Here is an 18,340-nt window from a genome sequence, read left to right as displayed (position 1 = left end):
CATACCCCACTGAGGTATATCATCCGTTAATCGTATTTTGTTTTACAGCTTAAAATCTTCAGTCCGCAGTGTCATCAGCTCCTGCTTGCCGGGGCTGTTGCTCTCGTACTGGTTCAGCAAACGTACTGCTTGTGCACGCACGGCTTTCTCAATCGAATTGCGCACAAAGCGCGCATTGCTAAAGGCATGAAGGCTTTCCGTCTTCTCCACCAGCAAATGCTGCTTTAACTTGAGTATCGCCTGCGGCATCAAAATATAATCGCGCTCTTTGGCCATAAGTTCGGCAATCTGCAGCAGCTGATCAATTGTATAGTCGGGAAATTCAACCTGTATAGGAAATCTTGAAGGCAGCCCCGGATTGCTCATCAGAAAATAATCGATCTCGCCGGAATACCCGGCCAGGATCAGCACAAACTGGCTGCGGTGATCCTCCATGGATTTTACCAGCGTATCAATGGCTTCTTTTCCAAAATCCTTATCCCCGCCGCGGGCAAGACTGTAGGCTTCATCAATAAATAGGATGCCTCCGAGCGCCTTTTTCACCAGGTCACGTGTCTTCTGGGCGGTATGTCCAATATATTCGCCGACGAGATCTGCTCTCTCTACCTCGATCAGATGCCCCTTGCTTAATACACCCATTCGCTGGAACAGCTTAGCGACAATTCTCGCTACCGTCGTTTTACCGGTTCCGGGATTGCCCTTGAAGACCATATGGTAAGCCTGGCCGCCACTGGCAAGCCCTGCCTCGCTGCGCATCTGGGTGATCTGCAGAAGCGCATATATCTCAAATACAAGCTCCTTGATATTATCCAAGCCAACAAGACCATCAAGTTCCCGGCTTAACTCCTGGAACAGTCCGCTATGGCCGTGATTTTTGGGGAGCGCGGTTCCACTGCTGCTGTCGATCACCGCACTGCTCATCGGAGGGGGATCTTGATTCCGCAGCACAATATTGATTTGCCTTGACGGTCTGCCTTCCTCCCGCCCGCTTGCTGCCGCTACGCGTCCGTTCACCTTATTCACCTCATTATCCAGGGCTGACTGCTCTAAGTAAGTCTATTCCGGTACATGAGGTCTTATTAGCAGTTTCAGGATTTTTATACTTAGCAAATGATTTACAGAAATAACTGCTGCAGCTTCCATTTGGTGTAGGCCAGGATTTCACGGGATTTATACTTGGCCATCGACATTACCTCTGACTCTGTAAGCCCCAGCTCAGGTGCAGCATAGCCCAATTCTCTGGCAATTTCCTGCGCCCGCCGTCCATGAAAATTATGCGTAATAATAACCGAAGACGTCATCCCCTCACGCTTCATGATTTCCTGGCTGAACAGCAGATTCTCGTACGTGCTGGTAGACTTGTTCTCCATAAGAATATCTTCTTCCGGCACACCTTGCTCCACCAGATAATTCCGCATTCCTTGACCTTCAGTAAATTTGTAGTCTGGATCATCCAGCCCCCCCGAAACAATAAAGGTGCTGAACATTCCCTCCCGGTAGAGCTTTAGCCCGCAATCCAGCCGCTCCTTTAGGCCCGGGCTTGGCTTATCCCCCCACATGGACATGCCGAGAATAATACCTGCATCCGCTTTCGCCATAGGCGATGTTGTAGCTGCACTGTTAATGTTATTAAACACAACCGCACACCATAGGAGGCCTGCTGCCACAATCGTTATACCTGCAATAAGCAGGTTGCGCTTACGCCGGGAGCGGCGTTTTCTGGACACTTTGCGTATTGGGGATGAACCTCTTTGGTAAACGTACCATTCCATTTTTTATTTCCTCCTGAATTCTCCGTGATGGAATAATTCGGCACGATGCTTCAGTGAGAGAGAGAAATAAGGAAAGGCATGTGCGTCAATACTGCGTAGAATGCTCTTGGCTGTTGCCCAGGCCAAATTATAGTCGCTGTCCGTAATGTCTTCCCTTTCTAGCGCTTCCTCAAGCTCATCCTCATCCAGCAAAAACACCTCTCCGTTCCAAAGCACCACAACGTCCAGGTACAAATCATCAAACCATGGAACGCCTTGATCCGTGACGCCTTGAACTTTGCAGGTGTCAATGTACCATTGTACGATATTCTGTCGTTCGTCGAACATAGCCGTCACAATATAGTGGCTATCCTTGGGAAAATATTGCAGCCAAGAATACCCTTTGTCCGCTATGCGGTATGTATGCCTTCCATAGCTCTTCCACAGTGGTTCCTTCAGCCCGTAAATCGTATAAAGAGTGATATAACCGCTGAATTCCCGGGTTTCCACATAGCGGCAGGCGAAATGTCGGCGCGTAATCCGGCGCCAGTTGGCCCGGTCTCCGAATTTACGTTTCATATGAATTACCCTCTCAAGAAATGGTGTCTTCAGCTTAACACATTTAAGAGACACACTCAAAACATCCCGTAAAAAAACAGAACTGCCGGTAACGTAATCAAAGGTTACTGCTTCTGGATTAAAGGAAATATTTAAAGGTCCATTCAAAAAAAAGGACTATCCTTCCCCATCTTGGAGGGGTAAAGGATAGTCCTTTGGATGTTATTGAGGAGATTGACCCTCATTTGAAAATCCGTTCTCCGGAACTGTTCCCGCCTCAGTACTGTTATCCGTACCAGCATTTCCTGAACCGGAGGTTTCAACAGGTGTAATAGTTGGCAGCGGGGTTGGTGGAAGCGGAGTAGCCGTTGCTTCCGGCGGGGTTACAACTCCACCCCCGTTACCGTTGCCACCTCCATTGCCATTGCCGTTCCCATTGCCATTTCCATTCCCGTTACCATCGCCGTTGCCATTCCCGTTACCATCGCCGTTGCCATTCCCATTGTTTCCACCGGGATTGCCGTTGCCTTCGCCGTTTCCGTTACCCTGTCCGTTGCCTTGATCATCTGTCGGAAGATTCGGATCAGGCGTTGCTTCCGGTTCCGGTGTCTGCAGTTCATCCTGAACCATTACGGTAACGGTGCCCGATGGCTCGCTCTCCACATCCAGTTCGGGATAATAAGCTGTTACATAATATTCGTAAGTCAGTCCAGGCATGGCACTAATATCACCCATTGTGAGAGACTTTGTACTGAGAAGTGAAGTGAATTCCGTCTCCGAGGTTTCCCGGCGGTAAATCCGGTATTCCACTCCTGCAACCTGAGCCGCTTCCCAGCCAAGGTTCACAGTCAATGTTGAAGGATCATATTCAGCGGATAGACCCGTGACAGGCTGTACCGTTTCCGGAGTAGCCGTTGGTTCGGGCGCACTCGCACCTTCCGGTTTAGGGAAAGATTTTTCCGGAATCCCCTCCAGAGCCTTCTCCATAACTTTACCCCAGAAGGCCGCTGCAAGCGGACTGCTGTTCTTGAGCAGATGTGTCTTGCTCGGCTTGTCATAACCCATCCACACTGCTGCGGTCCATTCCGGTGTATAACCGACAAACCACACGTCACGGTTGGATTTGATCCCGTCGTACCCGCTCTGGGTAGTACCGGTCTTGCCGGCAACCGGACGGTTGATTTTCGCTTTTTTACCTGTACCGTCCTGTACAACTTCCTGCATCATTTGGGTCATTTGGTAAGCTGTATCCTTACTCATCACCCGCTCAGGCTTTGTATTGGCCTTATAGACCGTGTCCCCGTCACTGTTGGCAATCGATTTAATCGAATACGCCTCACGCAGTTCACCGCCGCTGGCAAAAGCACTGTAAGCCTGAGCCATTTCCAGCGTATTGGTTCCTTTGCTCATCCCGCCGAGGGCGAGTGACAGGTTCTTGTCTTCATCGCTGAGGCTGATCCCCAGCTTCTTCGCAAACTGGAAGCCGGTATCCACACCAATCTCATTCAGCAGCCAGACCGCCGGGATGTTCTCCGACTTCGTTATCGCCTGACTCATGCTGATCGTTGATGAGTAGCCATGCAGGTTTCTCGGACAGTATTTGCCGAAGCACTGCTTTTCATTGCTGAGCATTGAGGAGCTTGAGAATTTCCCCGACTCCAGAGCAGGAGCGTAAGAAACCAAGGGTTTGAAGGAAGAGCCCGGAGAACGACGGCTGCCATTAACACGGCTGTAGCCCTTCTTCTCATAATTCCGTCCGCCCATCAGCGCAACGATGCTGCCATTCTCCTGGTTGATGATGGTCATCGAACCCTGTACCAGCTCCTCATCCACACTTTTTTCGAAATTGTCGCTGTCGGCAAATGCATCTTCTACCGTCTGCTGGGCGTTTTTATCCATCGTTGTATAAATTTTGTATCCGCCGATGTTGAGATCATCTTCGGTTAATCCAAACTTATCTTCCGCCTCGTCTATAGCATAATCAATAAAGGCCTGATAACGCTGTTTGCTTTCGGGCGGTTTGTAGTTGTAATTGACCGCTGCGGCTTCAGCCCGCTCCTGTTCAGTAATTTTCCCCTGTTCATACATCAGCTGGAGCACTACACCGCGGCGTTCCTTGGACAAATCCGGATTGCGCAGCGGATTGTAACGGGACGGCCCCTTCGGCATAGCAGCCAATGTGGCGATTTGCCACAACTTAAGTTCGTTAAGATTGCTTTGACCAAAATAACGGATAGATGCTGCCTTGATGCCGTAGATTGTGCCACCAAAGTTAATCCGGTTCAGGTATAACGTAATAATCTCATTTTTGGTCTTCTCATTCTCAAGCGCTACAGCAATGGAAACCTCAGTCGCTTTGCGGAAAAATGTCTTATCACGTGTCAGAAAGATATTCTTCGCAAGCTGCTGGGTGATCGTACTGCCGCCTTCCACCATGCTGCGTGCAGCGATATCCTTGACGGCTGCTCGGCCGATCGACCATAAATCCACACCCTTGTGTTCAAAAAAACGTTTGTCTTCTGTAGCAACAAAAGCCTCGATCAGCTGTTTCGGAATATCTTCATACTCTACCGGATCACTTTTTTCCAGTGACAGTTCACCGATCAAATTTGCATTGCGGTCAAAAATCTGTGTCGGCGGGTTCACGCTTAATTTATCCTCGTTCTCATTCAGCAGTTTCTGCCCGTTCAGCATAATAAACAGGTAACCGCCAAGCGCACAAAAAATCGCCAGCGCCGTTGCAAAAAATAAACTCCACAGTACGCGTTTCTTGGTTAGAAACTTCTTCTTTTTCTTAGGCTTCCCTTTGGGACTCGCAGGGGTGGTGCCCCTGTCTCTATTGCGGTTCGTCCTGGAAAAATCGTCTCTAGACATGCTGCCTCCTGACTCCCTTTCGGAAACATCTTGAAATTGTATACACGAATGAAAAGAACAACCTTCACAGGTTGCTCTCTCGCACTCTCTATTCAAACGCTTTATAAACAAAAAGGTTTCACTACAAGGTTGTAAAAAATGTTATTCTTCGCTTCCGCTGTCCTGCATCAGCGATACGCTGCGCTGTGGCGTGAAGGTGGAAATGGCATGCTTGTACACCATTTGCTGGCGTCCGTCACTGTCGATGACAATTGTAAAATTGTCAAATGCTTTGATGATTCCCCGGATTTGAAAGCCGTTGGTCAAATATACTGTAGCAGGGATATTCTCTTTACGCAGCTGGTTCAAGAACGTATCTTGGATGTTAATGGACTTGTTCATATGACGTACCCCCAATGGTTCAATTAGATTGTTCAGAAGTATATTCAAGACCTGAGAGAAACTTTCCTGCTATTATAGCACGTATTTTTGCAAAATTCTCTGAAAAGTTTTGCTCGTTGAAATCGTCGATCCACTGGATTTCCTTCATGTGGCGAAACCATGACAATTGTCGTTTGGCGAATCGGCGGGTATCGCGTTTCAGCAGTGTCACAGCCTCGTCCAGCGTCGTTTCTCCCGCGAGATAAGCGGCAATTTCCTTGTAGCCCAATCCCTGCATGGACACAAGAGTTCTGCTGTAGCCGTGATCCAGCAGTCCTTTCACCTCGGCGACGAGACCTTCCGCCAGCATCTGATCGATTCGGTCTTCAATACGTTTATATAGTATTTTCCGGTCCATTGTCAAACCTATGAGGCATAACTCATATGGAGACTCCTTCTTCTGAGCCTCATGGGACGCCGAAAGCGTAACCTTTGTCTGGTGATGAATTTCCAGTGCACGGATGATTCTGCGGCGGTCATTCGGATGCAATCTGGAAGCGCTGGAAGGGTCTACAGCCGCCAGTCTGGCGTGCAGGGCTTCTGCTCCATGCTCCTCGGCAAAGGCGTCCTGCTCGCTGCGGAACGCCTCATCCGCCACGGCCTCAGAGAAGCGGAAACCGTAACACAGGGATTCAATATACAGTCCCGTTCCACCCACAATAAAAGGAAGCTTGCCCCTGGCGCTGATCTCCTCGATCAGCCGGACGCCCTGCACCTGAAATTCTGCGGCGGAATAGGCTTCTTGCGGATCATGGATATCAATTAAATGATGCGGAATCCCCTTCATCTCCGCTGGTGTGATCTTGGCTGTGCCGATATCCATTCCGCGGTAGACCTGCATGGAATCACCGGAGATGATCTCTGCACTGTATGTCTCCGCGAGCTCCAGGCTTAGCCTTGTTTTGCCGACTGCAGTCGGCCCCAGCAGTACCAGAACCTTAGGTTTAGTCTCAGTTGTCAATGTGTATCACCCCGTACGATGTTTTGGAGCTGCTGCGCAGCTGTTCGGTAAAGCCCAGCCGTGAGAATTCACCGCTTAAGGCCTTCTCTTTGAGCAGGACAGCCTTACGTGCTACTCTGACTGCCTCAGCGACACTCTCCCCGGTCAAGGCCGCTGTGTTAGCGAAACGGCGCAAGGGGGATATCGCCGCAGAATCCGTCAAGGGAACCCGGAACATCGGGTCGAAGTAGACGATATCGACACTATTGTCCGGCTGTTCCCGCAGGTACCCCAGATGTTCACTGTGCACAACCTGGATGCGGCGCAGCGCTTCGTTTACTTTCTGCTGGCCGGAAATGTACTGGCTCATGCCTTCAAGCAGCAGCGCATACAGCGGCAAGGAGCTTTCCAGCGCAGTCACCACGGAATCTTCTCCGCCGTGGACGGCAAACAGCAGAGAATCGCTGCCAAGCCCCGCCGTACAATCCAGCACGCTGTCTCCCGGCAGCATTCCGGCAGCTTCCAGCATGGGATCAGATTCGCCCTTCAGGATGCGTTTCGCCCGGACAAAGCCCATACTGGGATGAAACTCCATCGGTGGCAGACCCGGCGAGATCAGCCGTACCGCCTCCTGCAGAACTACCAGAATCTCCTCGTCCCCGTAACGTTCCGCCAGCTTTGGCATGGAGAACCTAGCCCTAAGCACATAAGGTGCGCCCGTGCGCCCGGCAAGCTGCTTAGCCCGCAGCTCAATTTCCGGTATCGGGTCAAAGCCCGTTGTTATAATCATGATGCCTCCGATCTGGTACGCATTAGAGCGTTAAAATAGAAATGAACAGAGATTGCAGATCAAGAGCTGTAAGTGAGCTGGCTTACCTCATATGCAGTGCAGCTGCACTTACATGACACGTTTGAACAGCTTCTCCAGGTCATAGGAAGAGAAAGAAACCACAATCGGCCGTCCATGCGGACATGTATATGGCTGGCGGCAAGCTGCCAGCCTGGACAGCAGAGCCTCTACCTCCTGCTCTGTAAGCTTTTGATTGGCCTTGATGGACGCCTTGCAGGAGCAGAGAATGGAGGATTTCTCACGCAGTTTGGCCAGGTCGATGTAACGTTCGCTCAGCACCCATTCCGCCATTTCCTCAATGACCGCCTTCTCATCTCCCTCAGGGAACCAGTACGGCAAGGAACGGACCAGAAAAGTCTGTCCTCCGAAATGCTCAAGAAATACACCTGCCTGTTCGAACCAATGCAGCCTTTCACTGAGCTGGCGGCTCTCCGAAGGGGTGAATTCCAGGGTGATCGGCAGGAGAAGCTCCTGCGAAGCATCCTCGGGACGCCCGAATTTCTCATAATAATATTCATAATTAATCCGTTCATGTGCCGCATGCTGGTCAATCAGATAAAGCCCGATGTCATTCTGGGCAATAAGATATGTCCCATGATGCTGGCCGATATAATTCAGCTCAGGGAACTGAGGAAGCGCAGGATCTTCACTGCCGGCTGGAGCATACAGCTCCTCTGCTGATGGCATCCCTCCCCGGGTCGGCATTGCCCCGGCAGGCTCGCGGTAGCTGCCGCCAGTCCCTTCACGCGGCAATGAAGAAGTACTGCCGCTGTATAACGCAGCAGTCTCCCGGGCCACCGGCATTGCGCTCTGAGGCTCTCCTGTCCGCTGCTGTGTGTTGCCCGAGTAGCGTTCTCCTCCTGCAGCACCGCTACCGAAGGAGGAAGCACCGCTGATTCCGCTGTTCCAGGAGCCCGGTCTCTCTGCAGGATGGTTAGCATCCAATGTACCCGCTTGCTGCAGATCACTCTGCGGAGCAACACCGGAGGGCATATCACTTCGCGGACCAGCGGTCCGCGGGTCTTGACTGTCTTGGTCATTACGGGCCATTCCTGGCAGGCCATCGGCTGGCTGAGGAATGGCTCCTTTCGGAAAGGCAAACTGCTCCTGGATAAAGGAGCTGCTGCCCTTGGCGCCTATTATTTCTTTGCCCGGCCGCGGAATCAGACTCTGGCCCAGCAGAACCTTGCGGATCTCCTGTTCAACAAATGCGTACAGTTCGATCTCCTTGCTGAAACGCACCTCCAATTTCGCCGGGTGTACATTGACGTCGACGAGAGACGGATGCATGTCCAGCTGCAATACGAGCAGCGGATAGCGGTTAATCGGCAGCAGCGTGTGATAAGCCCGCATAATAGCCGCATTCAGCCCGTTACTGCGGATGTATCTTCCGCCTACAATCGTGGTGACCGCATTGCGGTTGGAGCGGGTCCACTCCGGCCTGCTGACAAAGCCGGCAATCCGGTAATCCGGATCTTCTGCTGAGATCGGCAGCATCGCCTTGGCCGCTGATGTACCGTAAACGGCAGCAATCACCTGTAACAGATCGCCATTGCCAAGTGTATGCAGCAGCTGATTACCGTTGTGATGCAACGTAAAGGAGATGGACGGATGAGCCAAAGCCATCCGGTACATCGCATCCGAAATATGCCCCAGCTCGGTTTGGATGCTCTTCATATATTTCAGCCTTGCCGGTGTGTTGAAAAATAATTCCCTTACTGCAAGATCACTTCCCTTGCCGGAAGGTGTATCCTCGTTGCGGATCAGCTTCCCGCCTTCGATATCAATCAATCTGCCTTTACCATCATCACTGCTGGCAGTCAGAAGGGACACCTTCGAGACAGCGGCGATACTGGGCAAAGCCTCGCCGCGGAAGCCAAGGCTCGTGATCAGGAACAGATCGCGTCCATTCGCAATCTTGCTGGTCGCATGGCGGTAGAAGGCGGTCTCGCAGTCCTCTGGCTCAATACCTGAGCCGTTGTCTTTGACGCGGATGCTCTGCAATCCGCCCTCTTCAACAGAAACCTCAATTCGGGTGCTGCCGGCATCAATCGCGTTCTCCACCAGCTCCTTCACAACGGAAGCCGGCCGCTCCACAACCTCACCCGCTGCAATCTGGTTGGCAATATGCTCGTCCAGTACATGAATTTTAGCCATTTTGTATTCACCTCGCCAATAGTGATGTTTGTTCTTCGCTAGAATTACGCTTACTTGGAAAAACCCTAAGTTACAGCTCCTTGGCTTTTTGCTTAAGCTCATTCAACAGGCCCATTGCCTGCAGAGGGGTCATATTCATCAGATCTGCACCCTGAACAGCGGCAACCAGCTCTTTCAGTAGCGGATTTTCTTTAACAGGTGCAGGTGCGGAAGCCGCTCCACCTTTACGGTTCCTGCGCGGCTCTTCTTCCCCAAAGATCGACAGTTGTACGACTTCAGCGTCTTCTGCATCCGGCAAGGAGGCCAGCGAGACGGCAGCTTCGGTGTAAGCTGATCCGCCTGATTTGCTCACGGCGGCTGCATTGCCCGCATGCATGAAGGCAGCATCCTCTCCTGATGGCAATACATCCGTGTCTTGCGTCCGGCTTGCAGATAGTCCACTTGCCTGTTCCTTCACACTGTGACGACTCTCATAGGCAGTTCCGTATTGCAGCGCAGGCGAGCCCGGAGGTGCCGACTGCTCAATGCTCTGGAGCAGACCATATGCCCGGTCAATAATACCTTCCGGCAATCCGGCCAACCGGGCACAATAGATGCCATAGCTGCTGTCGGCAGCTCCCGGCACAAGCTTGCGCAGGAAGTTCACTTTGTCTCCGCTTTCTTGCACGGCCATAGAATAATTCTTCAGCCCTTGCAGGCTCTGCTCCAAATGGGCCAGCTCATGAAAATGCGTCGAGACCAGTGCTTTGCAGGCAATGGTATCATGCACGTATTCAATAACCGCCTGGGCAATAGCCATGCCCTCGCTTGTTGAGGTGCCCCGGCCCAGCTCGTCAATAATAATAAGGCTGCGCGATGTTGCTTTCTCAGTCATGACCTGAATATCGGCCATCTCCACCATAAAGGTGCTCTGCCCGCCGATCAGGTCATCCGCCGCTCCAATCCGTGTAAAGATCCGGTCTATCAGCGGAACCTCCGCGCTTTCTGCCGGAACAAAGCAGCCGATTTGGGCCAGAATGCAGATCAGGGCCACCTGGCGCATGTATGTGCTTTTGCCAGCCATGTTAGGGCCGGTGATAAGCAATATATTGCCTTCATTCTTGCTCAGTGTGCTGCCGTTTGCTATAAATGCAGAATCTTTCAGCACCGCTTCTACTACCGGATGCCGTCCACCTGTAAGACTCATGTCATAACCGTCGGATAGCTTGGGTTTTACAAACCGGTGCTCGGCGCTGACCGCAGCAAGACATTGATACACATCTATTTCCGCAACCTTCTCCGCCAAGGCCTGCAGCCGGGGAATTTGTGCGCCAATACGGTCCCGCAGCTCGGTAAACAGGCTGTATTCGAGATCAGTCATTTTGTCCTGGGCTTCGAGAATCAGCGCTTCTTTCTCTTTCAGCTCAGGGGTAACATAACGCTCTGCATTCGCCAGGGTCTGCTTGCGTTCATATCTTCCTTCCGGCAAGGAAGCAAGATTGGAGCGGGTAATTTCTATATAATAGCCGAAAATTTTGTTGTAGCCGATCTTCAGCGACTTGATGCCTGTAGCCTGGCGCTCCTTCGCCTCCAGCTCGGCGATCCAGCGTTTACCGCTGCTGCTCGCTTCCCGCAGCTCGTCCAGGCGCTCATGATAGCCTGTCCGGATAATTCCCCCGTCCCGCACAGACACCGGCGCATCTTCGGTAATTGCCCGCTCGATATCCTCACGCAGCTCTGCACATTCATCCATGGTGGAACCGATCTCTCTCAGCGTCTCTGAACCTGAAGTCAGACACATATCTTTCAGGGCCGGTATTTGTGCCAGTGACTGCTTCAGGGCATTCATATCGCGTCCGTTGGCACTGCCGAAGGCGATGCGCCCGACGAGCCGCTCCAGATCATAGATTTCTTTCAGCGCCCCGCGCAAATCCTCACGGACAATGAACTGGTTATAGAGATAATCTACTGCCTCCAGTCGACGCTCAATCGGAGCCCGCTGCAGGAGCGGCTTGTCAATTCTGCGGCGCAAAAGACGCCCGCCCATCGAAGTTTCGGTGCGGTCCAGCAGCCAGAGCAGTGAACCTTTTTTGGAGCGCTCGCGCACCGTTTCAGTGAGTTCCAGATTGCGGCGTGTGAACGGATCCAGAATCATATAGTTGCCAGGCTCATACGGCGAAATCTGGCTAAGCTGTCCCAGGGAACGCCGCTGGGTTTCACTCAAATAGGAAATGAGCATCGCCAGACATTTGCCCCGTTCACTCTCCAGACGCACCCAGGCCGCTTCGCCGAACTGGCGGCGGGCCAATTCCTCTTCGCGTTTCTCCCAAGGTGTGTACACGACCGGCTTCGCCAGAAGTGAGGCCTCACTGCGCAGACTCTCGAGCAGGTTAGCATCTCCGATAATCTCGGCTGGCTCATAAATGCCGATCTCGTCACGCAGCCATTCCGAACCTGAAAGAACGGAAGTGACATACAGCTCACCCGTAGTCAAATCGCAGGCAGCCAGAGCCATCATCCCGTCCTGCTCGGTCACGCAAACGAGGTAGTTGTTGCTTTTGTCCGTAATAATTTTGCCGTCCATTACTGTACCTGGTGTGACTACGCGGACAATATCCCGGCGCACCATGCCCTTTGTTACAGAGGGATCATCCAGCTGCTCGCAAATCGCAACCTTGTATCCCTTTTCGATCAAACGCTGTATGTAACCTTCCGCGGCATGGTATGGCACTCCACACATCGGAATGCGCTCTTCGCCCCCACCCTCACGGCCGGTTAAAGTAATCTCAAGCTCTTTCGAAGCGAGAACCGCATCCTCGAAGAACATTTCATAAAAATCGCCCAGCCGGAAAAAAAGGAAAGCGTCCTTTGCCCCTTCCTTTACCTTTAAATACTGTTCTATCATCGGCGTATATTTTGCCATCATTGACCTCCATACCTATCTTCTGTGTTCTCTATTATAACAGAAACATGCAAGGCAAAGTCACCCCGGGAAGTCACAATAAGAGAACACCAAGAGAACACCAGAGCTGGAACGCTGCCTGCATCGGGTGCATTACAGATATTGTTAATTATAGCCATTGAAGATCAGCATGACCATATGATGTGCTTTTTCAATAATTTGCTGTAAAATTATAAAGGAATTATTATACATTACTGAAACTGAAGGAGGTACAAGCTTGATACGCAAACTGAATGAAGCCGACCGGGAAAATTTGATGGAACTGGTAGGCAAAAATCCGGCTATCAATTTATACATTATCGGAGACGTGGAAAATTTCGGGTTCGAGCAGGATTTCATGGAGCTTTGGGGAGAAAGTGACTCTGTAGACGGGCCGTTAAAAGCAGTGATACTGCGTTTCTACGGAAGTTATTTGCCATATTCAGAGGGGCCTTTTGATGCGGAGGGTTTTGCGGAACTGCTGGGCAGAAACAAAAACGCCGAAATGATCTCCGGCTCTTTAGAGGTCGTGCGGACACTCAGTAAATGGTTGAATATCCGGCAGGAAAAAGAGATGCTTTTCGCCGAGCTGACAGAGATGAATGAGGAAATCCGTACAGCGGCATCCGCTCCTGTGCCCATCCGAAAAGCCACGACACAGGATGTGGATGCTATTTGTGCATTGACGGATGTTATTTCAGAGTTCACCAGCAGTCCGGAGGACGCGCGTAAAACCCTGCATAAAACGCTGGAAAGCGGAACCGGACGCACCTACTTCGTCGAACAGAACGGGGAGGTAATTGCTACTGCGTCAACCGCAGCGGAAAATTCGCGGTCGGCGATGATAGTCGCCGTAGCCACCCACCCGGAATACAGGGGACAAAAATTAGCTTCACGGGTAGTCGCACAGCTTTGTGCCGATATTCTGGCCGAGGGAAAATCACTATGCCTTTTTTATAACAATCCTCAAGCAGGCTTAATCTACAAAAAACTCGGTTTCCGTGATATCGACAAATGGTCCATGACTTATTTACATAAAGAAAATCAACTTACAGGCGCAGGTATATAAGCCTCAGGGCGACAGAATTTCCAACACGATTACCGCTGATTCCTCATGGACTCTTTCCCGGTCCACAGCGGACGGATATCCCGCGATTCATCCCAGGTCTGTTCCGCGGAGATGCAGCGGAACAGCGGTTCTACGTAAGGGGCTGCGCGTGCGTAGCCGTCCAGTGCGCGAAGCTGGTCCTGCAATGGAGCCCAGGCGGGGCGCAGCGGATCTTTGCTGCCGCTGTAATAGGCGGCATGCAGCTCTTCCCGGTCCAGCGGGCGCAAGGTCAGGTCTTCATAGCGGCTCACGATCAGGTGAGCCAGGAAGACCGCGCCTTTGGCGATGACCGGGGCCACCAGGAAGCTCGGCAAGGTCCGGTATTCAAAGCCGCCATGCGGCTGAATACGGAAATCGCCGAGCACCCCGTAACGCGGACGCCGCGCCGCAGCCCGGGCGTCCTCCAGCAGCAGCAGCGGCAACGCCAGATAGTTGTCGAGCGCACGCAGCAGCGGCGCCGTCAGCCGGACGCCGCTGAAGTGCAGGTGGCCGCCTAGGGCCCAGCCCTGCAGCGGCATGCCTCCCGCCCGCCAGCGGAGCGAGCGGTCGGATACCATCCGGTCCGCCGTGGCTGCGGCGGACATCAGCTGCGCCAGCAGTGCGCGCGGTTCCCCGCGCGGCGCAGGGCGCAGCTCGGCGACCGGGAACATGCCGCGCGTTCCCGGAGGTCCGGCGTCGCAGCCCGCGACGCCGTCTACGGGCAGGAACCGCGATGCGGGCACGACGCGGCCGGAGGTTTCCCGGAGCAGAAGAAACTCCGGGTCCATGCCCATCAGCATGCCTGGACGGCCAGGCAGCTCCCGGGCCAGGTCGCGGTCCAGTGCCAGCGACGCTGTACGGTAAGGCTCCGGCAGCGGCTTGCCGGCAGGTTCCGCAAGCGGGAGGATCTGTTCCACAAGGTATCGCCTTCCCCGCATAGCCTTTAGCCGGACTTCACCACTGTCCAGGCCCAGGCTGTATAAAGCTCTAACAGCAATTCCCCTCACCAGTCCGGCAGTTCCGCGCCGCTCCGGGACGGGACTGTAATGCGCCTGTTCACCGAGTATTCCGTAATCTCCGGGATTTCCAGGGTCTCCATGATCTTCATGGCTATCAATTTCACCCTCATCTAGCAAGCTAACACCGGTGCCCCCGGACACACTATCCCTACCGATTGAGGCAGCTGGGCGGGTATTCCCCGCTGCAGCACTCATGGCCCGGCCGGTACCCAGCGGTGTGATCACAAGCACCGCCAAATTGAATACTTTAACCAAGTATTGCTGTTTGTGTCTGTCCATATCGGGACCCTTCTTATATGTATGGCCATTTGCAACAGCTATTCTTCCGGCTTGCCCTGCATCCCTCTCCAAGCGATTCCCGCCGGCAGACAGAGCAGCCTCCAGTCCACAGCGCCGCAGCCGGAGCTCTTGTTGCTCCGGAGTTAGCTGCAGGTACTCCTTTAATCCTTCATTCACGCTGGCTCCTCCCTAGTGGTTCGTTCCCCTAACTTTAGAAATAAATAAAAAATAAAAAGGAGGGCATTCGCCCTCTCGCCGCCGCCCCCACTACATATAATGGATTATAACCCACCCGATATTCAGTTGGCGGCGGCGCATTCCTTCCTTACAGCTCATCATCCAGGGCGTCAGGATCCAGATCATCGAAATCAAAGCTTTCACCGTCGAAATCGTAATCCTTGTCTTCCGGATCATCCGTTTGGTCAGTGACAAACACGCGAACCTTGGTCTCAGCCACCAGTTCCGCTTCGAATTCCCGCTCTACGCGAAGTGTCACACTGCCGCCGCCCGGAGAGACACCGGCTTCCACACAATTGGGTTCCTGCGTTGCCTCCGCAGAGACCTCTACCGTGGAAGCACGGTGTCTCGGATCCAGATACGACAGCGGAATGAGCTCCACATAGGAGACCGTTTCCTTGGCTACCTCGGTCTGCTTGTTTTTGTCGTACGAATACCAGATGTTCACATCGTAAGTACCGATTACTTCGATTCCGTTTCCGGCGGCAACCGCTTCGTACTGGTGGTTAATAATCCAAGCCCCCAGAATACTTGTCGGATGATGTGGCGGAGTCACGGTATGAGTTGCGGTAGAGAACTTACGACCTTTGCCGCAAATTGCCTTCGTAATGATCTCCCTTGTTTGACGTTTATGACTTAATGACATCTTTAAACCTCCTCCATACAATCATTCACTATCAAGTGTATGCACGTTCTGGGCATTTGTTGATTGTTAGAGTAGAAATAAATTTGGGTAAGCCCTCCATGCGCCCCGTTATAAGATTCATAGTTCATTTTATTGCAAAAATCCCCCGGTTATGAGTACATAGCAAAAAAACGGACAGCCCATAGGGCAACCGTAGAACTTCCGTTAAGCCGCGACTCCACTCCCGCTATTGTAGCCGTTATTCTTAATATCAGAACAGCAAAGACACCCGCAGCAACCGCCTGCGGGTGTCTTCATACGGGGTTTTATAGCGGTATTACCCGCATAATCCCCAAATCCCGGTGCCTGCTGAGATCAATGAAATCCTCATCAATATTAACCAATGGCCGCAGCGGATCATGCGCGAGAATCATGATGATTTTGCCTATCCGCCCATCCGAGAGCACTACTTCGTTGCCTATCATTGACTGCATCAGCTTATTGATAAAGACACTGCAAATATAAGGGTCAAGCTTGCCGTAGACATTATCCTCCATCTGCCTCAAAACCTCATATAAAGGCGAGGCCTTCCGGTAGTAGCGGTCAGAAGTCATCGCATGGAAAATATCCACCACGGCAACTATTTTACTGAAATCCGTAATCCGGTGACCCAGAACACCGAAAGGGTATCCGCTGCCATCCATGCGTTCATGATGCTGCAGCGCAACGAGTGCCTGCATATGATTGGTGCCGACCGTGTCCCTGATCATCTCGTATCCAATAGTGGTATGCTTTTTCATCATCGCAAGCTCTTCTTCATTCAGGGGTCCGGGCTTGGACAAAATTTCAGCAGGTATCATAATTTTCCCGATATCATGAAGCGTTGCGGCAATGGTCAGCATACTTAGTTCTTCCGGTTTCAGCTTGAGCCACTTCCCCAGAAGTGTAGACAAAATTCCGACTGCAACATTATGTCTGTATGTATAATCATCCTTAGACTGCAACGCAGCCAATATTCCGTAAAAATCGTTTTTCTCACTAACCCGCTGGATAAAGGGAATGACTTCATTGCGCAGCTCAATCATGGGCAGCCGTTTGCTCTTGTTAAAACGTAGTTGCTCAAAGATACTCTCCATCGCAGACGTGCACTCGTCAACCGCAATCTGATAGAAAGCTGCACTGTCCACTTGAACCACATCATGCGGCTCGAGAAAGATTTTGTGCTGACTGATCAGACGGATATGATCACTGCTTAACAAAGTCAGTGCGGGCAGAACAAACACGCCATTATGATTGAAGAGATTCTCAACAAGCTGTTTACCGATATATTGTTCATTGCTGTTGTTCAACAGTCCTCACCTACCTGCGCAGAAATTCACCTATGCGAACTGTCTGCAGTAATTGGAACTTTCACTGCCCCATCTTCTAATGAATAACACGTTAATCCTGTTGCCTGAACAAAAACTGAATGACGGGACAATTACCAGCTCACTTTTAGTTCTTACATTTCTTATCGTTATTTTACGCGGCAATGTTAATACCTCACCGACATTTACATTTTTTAGATTACGAGGATCACCGGAAAGTGGCCGGTCGTTTCAGCGGTTTGGCTTCAACCGGAACCTTATGGCGTTTGGCAATTTTCAGATAAAGCGCCAGCTCCCGGCAGAGCTGCAGAATCGCAGAACGGACCTCGAACTCTTCACGGGTTTCCGGCAGCTCCATCCGCTCGAACTCCTGCTCAAGCGCATCCAACAGCTTCTCCGTCCGTCCAGTGTATTCCTCTGCCAGTACATCATTAGAGAGCTGATCGAACAATTCGGCAACCATATCTCCATGCGGCAGCTGCCGGTACACCTGGGAGAGTAATTGCATCATATTCTGGATCGACTCCAGTTGCTCCTTTCGCATATAGAAATAAATATTCCAGGCCTCATCCGGATGAATCACATGGTTTTCCATTTCCCTGGACGCAGCCGTCAGCCCCCGCTGTACGGCCTCGTTCGCACCGATAAGCTCCTTACCGTCCCAGATATAACCCGGGTCCCGCAGCGTCCTTGCCATTTGTACAAATATAATCGAAAAGTACTTGTCGACCTCCTTGCGGATACCCGCAATTACCCCGCCGGTCTGCGGCATATAGATCAGATTGACCAGCCCCGCCGATCCCAGGCCCACAACCAGCAGCTCAATCTGCTGCAGCAGAACATGAAGTGACAGTTCAGCTTGTCCGAACACGCGGAACACGATTACCGAGCTGGTAACGATGCCCTCCTTAAAGCCCGATTTAACGATCAGCGGGAAACCGAACAGCACATACAAGCCAAGTACCCAATAATGAAAGCCCAGGATGAAAAACAGAATACAGCCTAAAAAGAGTCCCACAAGCGAGGCTGAGAAACGTGCCATTATCGTTCGGAGACTCCTTTTACGCGTAGTTTCCACTCCGAGGATCGCAAGCAGGCCTGCGCTCTGCGCGTTAGGTATGCCTATTGCGGCTGCCAGCAGAATGGACAGCAGCGTCGCCGCCGCTGTTTTGATAATTCGAAATCCCATGTAAATACCTCTCCTTGGCGTTTCATCATTCAGGTAAAGATATAAACATGGTACAAGATTTTCCGGG

Annotated in this window: 14 protein-coding genes; 1 reads left to right on the top strand and 13 read right to left on the bottom strand. The window is 51.9% G+C overall.

Annotation, left to right across the window (positions count from 1 at the left end; all coding sequences use genetic code 11):
• Positions 1–42: 42 nt before the first annotated feature.
• From AC3WT9_RS02335 to mutS, 9 genes are all read right to left on the bottom strand, one after another.
• Entirely contained in the window at positions 43–1,014 is a 972-nt protein-coding gene (locus tag AC3WT9_RS02335; RefSeq protein WP_341093797.1) for an AAA family ATPase, read from the bottom strand.
• Positions 1,015–1,115: 101 nt separating this feature from the next.
• Positions 1,116–1,772, bottom strand: coding sequence for a YdcF family protein (locus AC3WT9_RS02330; protein ID WP_341093798.1), 657 nt, complete (start codon positions 1,770–1,772; stop codon positions 1,116–1,118).
• 3 nt (positions 1,773–1,775) lie between these two features.
• Positions 1,776–2,330: a ribonuclease FAU-1 family protein gene (locus AC3WT9_RS02325; protein ID WP_038593019.1), complete on the bottom strand. Its 555-nt coding sequence runs from the start codon at positions 2,328–2,330 to the stop codon at positions 1,776–1,778.
• Positions 2,331–2,531: 201 nt separating this feature from the next.
• Positions 2,532–5,183, bottom strand: a complete 2,652-nt coding sequence (locus tag AC3WT9_RS02320) for a transglycosylase domain-containing protein (protein WP_341378852.1) — start codon at positions 5,181–5,183, stop codon at positions 2,532–2,534.
• 141 nt (positions 5,184–5,324) lie between these two features.
• Positions 5,325–5,564 carry an RNA chaperone Hfq gene (gene hfq, locus AC3WT9_RS02315; protein WP_019910673.1) on the bottom strand — a complete coding sequence of 80 codons (240 nt, stop codon included), beginning with the start codon at positions 5,562–5,564 and terminating at the stop codon, positions 5,325–5,327.
• A gap of 19 nt (positions 5,565–5,583) precedes the next feature.
• On the bottom strand, positions 5,584–6,564 hold the full coding sequence (gene miaA / locus AC3WT9_RS02310; protein ID WP_341093803.1) for a tRNA (adenosine(37)-N6)-dimethylallyltransferase MiaA: 981 nt from the start codon (positions 6,562–6,564) through the stop codon (positions 5,584–5,586).
• On the bottom strand, positions 6,554–7,333 hold the full coding sequence (locus AC3WT9_RS02305; RefSeq protein WP_341093805.1) for a class I SAM-dependent methyltransferase: 780 nt from the start codon (positions 7,331–7,333) through the stop codon (positions 6,554–6,556). Before AC3WT9_RS02305 ends, miaA begins: the two co-directional genes overlap by 11 nt.
• A 108-nt stretch (positions 7,334–7,441) precedes the next feature.
• Entirely contained in the window at positions 7,442–9,550 is a 2,109-nt protein-coding gene (gene mutL, locus AC3WT9_RS02300; protein ID WP_341378853.1) for a DNA mismatch repair endonuclease MutL, read from the bottom strand.
• Between the two features lie 70 nt (positions 9,551–9,620).
• On the bottom strand, positions 9,621–12,452 hold the full coding sequence (gene mutS, locus AC3WT9_RS02295; protein ID WP_341093810.1) for a DNA mismatch repair protein MutS: 2,832 nt from the start codon (positions 12,450–12,452) through the stop codon (positions 9,621–9,623).
• A 256-nt stretch (positions 12,453–12,708) separates the two neighbouring features.
• Between mutS and AC3WT9_RS02290 the strand changes: the two genes are divergently transcribed.
• Positions 12,709–13,539: a GNAT family N-acetyltransferase gene (locus tag AC3WT9_RS02290; protein WP_341093811.1), complete on the top strand. Its 831-nt coding sequence runs from the start codon at positions 12,709–12,711 to the stop codon at positions 13,537–13,539.
• A 29-nt stretch (positions 13,540–13,568) separates the two neighbouring features.
• Here the strand turns inward: AC3WT9_RS02290 and AC3WT9_RS02285 are convergent, their stop codons facing one another.
• The 4 genes from AC3WT9_RS02285 to AC3WT9_RS02270 form a co-directional block, all read right to left on the bottom strand.
• A complete protein-coding gene (locus AC3WT9_RS02285) occupies positions 13,569–15,032 on the bottom strand; it encodes a putative amidoligase domain-containing protein (RefSeq protein WP_492407253.1) in 1,464 nt (487 codons plus the stop codon).
• A gap of 148 nt (positions 15,033–15,180) precedes the next feature.
• A complete protein-coding gene (locus AC3WT9_RS02280; protein ID WP_038593037.1) occupies positions 15,181–15,738 on the bottom strand; it encodes an outer spore coat protein CotE in 558 nt (185 codons plus the stop codon).
• Between the two features lie 305 nt (positions 15,739–16,043).
• Positions 16,044–17,066 carry an HD-GYP domain-containing protein gene (locus tag AC3WT9_RS02275; protein ID WP_038593039.1) on the bottom strand — a complete coding sequence of 341 codons (1,023 nt, stop codon included), beginning with the start codon at positions 17,064–17,066 and terminating at the stop codon, positions 16,044–16,046.
• Between the two features lie 226 nt (positions 17,067–17,292).
• A complete protein-coding gene (locus AC3WT9_RS02270; RefSeq protein WP_341093813.1) occupies positions 17,293–18,273 on the bottom strand; it encodes an aromatic acid exporter family protein in 981 nt (326 codons plus the stop codon).
• Between the last annotated feature and the right edge of the window lie 67 nt (positions 18,274–18,340).

It is taken from the genome of Paenibacillus sp. EB106-06-01-XG199 (assembly GCF_058791575.1).
Note: the sequence above shows the minus strand (reverse complement) of the source record. Positions and strands in the feature narration are given on the sequence as shown.